This window comes from Stenotrophomonas sp. 05L44_2 (assembly GCF_056665995.1).
The window spans coordinates 1-3718 of record NZ_JBFTNR010000423.1; the positions used below are offsets into that span (position 1 = coordinate 1).

Sequence of the window (3718 nt, forward strand, 5' to 3'; positions counted from 1 at the left end):
CCGCAGCACCGCGGTTGCCGATCACGCCCCCGAGTTCTTCGGTAAGGCAACGCGCGCACTCCATGCCACCCGGACTGGGAGCCTGGCAGGCGCGGCAGCGCGCCATCGTCGTCGTTCTTGCCGGACGGCACTGGTACATGATCTTCGTCATCAGGCTTACCGCACGGGCATGGGATGGCATCAGCGCTCTTCCCGAACGTTGGACAGAGGAAAGCCGCGCAACGCGCGGCCTCTTCTTCGCTTACTGCTCAGCGACGGGTGTCACGGCCCGGCTCGCTCTTCTGTTCCTGCCCGGACTTCTGCGGGCCGACCGGCTTTGCATCCTGCTGGACCTGCTGCTCCTGCTGGCGCTGCTTGCCGTCCTGCTTCCGGTCGCCGCCCATTGCGTTGCCATCAGTTTGGCCGTGCTGGGCGGCCTGCTTGATTCCGGTCGGGGCGTTGGTGCGGTCGGTCTGGCCTTGCGGCGTATTGTTGTTCATGTCTTGCTCCACCGCAGCGATCTGCTGCAACGCCACTGTGGGCGTGGGCCGGTTACGCAGCTGCATGAAAGCCGGAGATTAATGAACGGGCACCATGAACAGCGCTGCGCGCACACAGACTCCTGACATGCACAGGTGTACGTTGGCGTTCCAACAGGAGAGGTCTCATGGAACGCATCACCAACAAGGACTTCGTTGACGTCGAGCGCGAGCTGCAGCACTGGCAGGCCGCGTTCCAGACGGGCGATCTGCCCGCCATCAACTTCCGCCACGAGGTCGCACCGGTCATCCGCCTGGCGTGCGACATCTATGTCCGCAACCCACATGGCACGCGCACGGCGTGGCTCACCGATCTGCAGTCACGGCTTGCGCTGCGCACCAGCCTGCGTGGCCACCCGGGGTCGGCGGAAATGGCGATGGGCTGCTGGGCGCGCCTGTCCGGGCCGGCATTGGCTTCGCAAGCGGGCTGAGACAGCAAGCTGCTGGCAGATCACTCCTCGCTGGCGAGCTGGTTGCCTTCCTGCATCAGCTGATCATTCAACCGGTTCACCAGCGCGATGACCGCATCGGCCAAGGCACGCGCATCGGCGATCGAACCGTGGAAGGCAATGCGGGTGCCCTCCACCTTCACTTCCGCCAATGAAAGCTGCGACGCCAACGTCGCGCAGTGCTGCAGGAAGCGGCCGGTCCACTGTTCATCGGGCGCCTGATCGAGCAGCGCAGTGATGGCTTCATCGGCAGTCGCATCGACCTGCTGGTGAAGCCGTGGCACGTCGAACCCAACGATGCGCGGCAGTCTGGACGTGCTCACGTACTTCCCCAAGGGTGTGCAGGACGGCAGTATCGCTGCACCGACCCTCCCGGGCGAATCGTCCGACGTGAACCGTTCATCCGGGCCGGCGATGCCACGCCCTCGGTCAGCGCAGGCGTGTCGATTGCCGACCCGTCCGCGCGTCAAGAGAAGAAAGGCCGGCCAACGTGGCAGCCAACGCCGATGGACATCCTGATGACGCCGATCCTGACCGCATTCAAGCATTCCCCGGACCGTGGCCAGGGGCTGGCCCGTGACATGCGCGTGCGCTGGGCGCTGGAAGAGCTGGGCCTCGCCTACGACGTYCATCTGCTCWCCTTCGAGGAGATGAAGCAACCCGCACACCTGGCGCGGCATCCGTTCGGTCAGATTCCCACCTATGAGGATGGCAACGTAGTGCTGTTTGAATCAGGCGCGATCCTGCTGCACCTGGCCGAACAGCACCCCGGGTTGCTGCCCGCCGATACGGGTGCGCGCATGCGTGCGATCACCTGGATGTTCGCCGCGCTGAACACTGTGGAGCCGCCGATCGTCGAACGCTCCATGGCGTGGGTGCTGGAACGCGAACAGCCCTGGTACGCGCAACGGCTGGTGATGCTGGACGAGTGCGTGCGCAGGCGGCTGAGCCAGCTGTCCGCCCGGCTGGGCGATGCACCGTGGCTGGACGGAGACTTCAGCGCCGGCGATCTGCTGATGGTGTCGGTGCTGCTGCGGCTGCAGAGCAGCGGCATCGTCGGCGAGTATGCAAACCTTGCTGCCTACGTTGACCGCGCGACCGCGCGGCCCGCCTACCAGCGCGCCTTCGCCGCACAGCTGGCGGTGTTCCAGAACCCGTAGCTCCACCCCGCGCTCAGTAGCTCCACGCCATGCATGGAGATCACCATCCATTGGTACTGCTACGCGTAAATCGGCAGCCATCCGCGTGCCACCCGATCTCCGGAAGCAACCGTCACTGAATCAGTGGATGTCCAGCGCGACGATGCCATCCCCTTGCAGGGTGAACGCGTGTGTCAGCACCACCGGGCTGCCCGGAAACGTGCCACTGACCTGTGCAGACACGATGTGTCGACCGTCCTGCACGTGCAGCTGCAGGGGGACCACGTGTTGCTGGTAGGCCGCACGCGTCTGCGCCACCCAAGCGGCAATCGCCGTGTGTCCCTGGTGTTGCTGGCGCTCATCGCGCACCGTCGCGCCTGCGGCAAAGCACTGCTCAACGTGCGTTCCGGGCTCGCCATTGGCCAGCAGGAAATAGCGGGACAACGGCGCGGGAAGATCAATCGACATTGCAGGCACTCCAGGCGGGACTGGCGCTATTCTCGAACCGCACCCTGGCCGCCACAAGAACGCACCTGAAGGTAAGTGACCCACCCCATGAGAAAGGCCTATACCCCTGAAACCGCCGCCGCGGACGTGGCCCGTGCACTCGCACTGCTGGAAGGCCGCTGGAAGCTGTTGATCCTCTTCCACCTGTTCGACGGCAAGGTGCAGCGCTATTCCGACCTGGAGCGGCTCATCCCCGGCATCTCGCAGAAGATGCTGGCGCAGCAGCTGCGTGCACTGGAAGCCGACGGCATCGTGCTGCGCACGGTGTATCCGCAGGTGCCACCGAAAGTGGAGTATCGACTCAGTGCGTGGGGGCAGGCACTGTGCCCGGCACTGGACGCGCTACTGCTGTGGCAGGAGCAGAAACCAGCGGCGGGCGAGCCATCGGCATGACCACCTTCAGCGCAGCCACCATGCTGCTGCGAATGGTGAACACCCCGTAAAACGGCCATCGCGCGTGCCGCCACGCGCACTGCACCATCACCTACGCTCAGGTTCCGCCCCCTGCCCGGACCCGGATCATGCCCTTGATTGCCATCGCGCTTGCCTCAGCACTGTCCGCCCTGCCCGACATCGGCTGGGAGCGCGAGCGGGCCGAAGATGCCCACCAGCTCATGCTGTGCCAGATCCACCGCGACCAGCTGGCCGATCGCGGGGAGCAGTCGCAGACCTACCAGCAGGCCAAGGCCGTCTGTGATCTGCTTGCGCGCGAGTACAAGCAGAACTGGGATTTCGACGCCCACGATGCGCTGGCGGCGGAGGCAGTGGACTTCTTCGACCTCCTGCAGCGCGGTGAGGCCACGGCAGTGCCACCGCGCAAGTCCGATCACGCTCTCGAGTGATCGCCGCCCTGTTGAAGATCAGAGGATGACGGCAGCAAACAGGCCGACAACCCCGATCGTCGTCAGCAGGAACGAAACCACTACCGAGCCGAGCGCACGCAGCGCTGATCCTCCATTCAAGGCCACGAAGGCCCGCATGCGGGCCCACAGGTACCACGCAACCGCCAGCGCGCCGATGGCTGGYGCGGTGAACGGGCCGGCCTGCGCCGGGGAAGCGGCTGCCGCCTGCGCCAGCGCGAGTACCACCACGAACGGGCATGCGA

8 protein-coding genes are annotated in these 3718 nt (G+C 65.4%); 5 read left to right on the forward strand and 3 right to left on the reverse strand.

Going from position 1 to position 3718, the window contains the following annotated elements:
* Both AC1VAN_RS14800 and AC1VAN_RS14805 read left to right on the forward strand, forming a co-directional pair.
* The coding region (locus tag AC1VAN_RS14800) for a hypothetical protein (protein ID WP_480986081.1) at positions 1-605 on the forward strand (605 nt) is incomplete at its 5' end.
* 41 nt (positions 606-646) lie between these two features.
* Positions 647-949: a hypothetical protein gene (locus AC1VAN_RS14805; RefSeq protein WP_033832298.1), complete on the forward strand. Its 303-nt coding sequence runs from the start codon at positions 647-649 to the stop codon at positions 947-949.
* Positions 950-969: 20 nt separating this feature from the next.
* Here the strand turns inward: AC1VAN_RS14805 and AC1VAN_RS14810 are convergent, their stop codons facing one another.
* Positions 970-1290 (reverse strand): hypothetical protein, encoded by a 321-nt coding sequence (locus AC1VAN_RS14810; RefSeq protein ID WP_442251668.1) that lies wholly within the window; start codon positions 1288-1290, stop codon positions 970-972.
* A gap of 195 nt (positions 1291-1485) precedes the next feature.
* Between AC1VAN_RS14810 and AC1VAN_RS14815 the strand changes: the two genes are divergently transcribed.
* Positions 1486-2127, forward strand: a complete 642-nt coding sequence (locus AC1VAN_RS14815; protein ID WP_480986082.1) for a glutathione S-transferase family protein — start codon at positions 1486-1488, stop codon at positions 2125-2127.
* A gap of 120 nt (positions 2128-2247) precedes the next feature.
* On the opposite strand, the gene AC1VAN_RS14820 is transcribed toward AC1VAN_RS14815, so the two are convergent.
* A complete protein-coding gene (locus AC1VAN_RS14820) occupies positions 2248-2574 on the reverse strand; it encodes a nuclear transport factor 2 family protein (RefSeq protein WP_442251670.1) in 327 nt (108 codons plus the stop codon).
* 87 nt (positions 2575-2661) lie between these two features.
* Here AC1VAN_RS14820 and AC1VAN_RS14825 point away from each other — a divergent pair, with 87 nt between their 5' ends.
* Together AC1VAN_RS14825 and AC1VAN_RS14830 are read left to right on the forward strand one after the other, a co-directional pair.
* Positions 2662-3006: a winged helix-turn-helix transcriptional regulator gene (locus AC1VAN_RS14825; protein WP_049469382.1), complete on the forward strand. Its 345-nt coding sequence runs from the start codon at positions 2662-2664 to the stop codon at positions 3004-3006.
* A 128-nt stretch (positions 3007-3134) separates the two neighbouring features.
* Positions 3135-3455, forward strand: coding sequence for a hypothetical protein (locus AC1VAN_RS14830; protein ID WP_313445601.1), 321 nt, complete (start codon positions 3135-3137; stop codon positions 3453-3455).
* Between the two features lie 18 nt (positions 3456-3473).
* Here the strand turns inward: AC1VAN_RS14830 and AC1VAN_RS14835 are convergent.
* The coding region (locus AC1VAN_RS14835) for a hypothetical protein (RefSeq protein WP_480986083.1) at positions 3474-3718 on the reverse strand (245 nt) is incomplete at its 5' end.

Bases quoted from the DNA above. Each gene is read 5' to 3' on its own strand.
- AC1VAN_RS14805 (WP_033832298.1), top strand. From the start codon at position 647: ATGGAACGCATCACCAACAAGGACTTCGTTGACGTCGAGCGCGAGCTG.
- AC1VAN_RS14825 (WP_049469382.1), top strand. From the start codon at position 2,662: ATGAGAAAGGCCTATACCCCTGAAACCGCCGCCGCGGACGTGGCCCGT.
- AC1VAN_RS14830 (WP_313445601.1), top strand. From the start codon at position 3,135: ATGCCCTTGATTGCCATCGCGCTTGCCTCAGCACTGTCCGCCCTGCCC.
- AC1VAN_RS14820 (WP_442251670.1), bottom strand. From the start codon at position 2,574: ATGTCGATTGATCTTCCCGCGCCGTTGTCCCGCTATTTCCTGCTGGCC.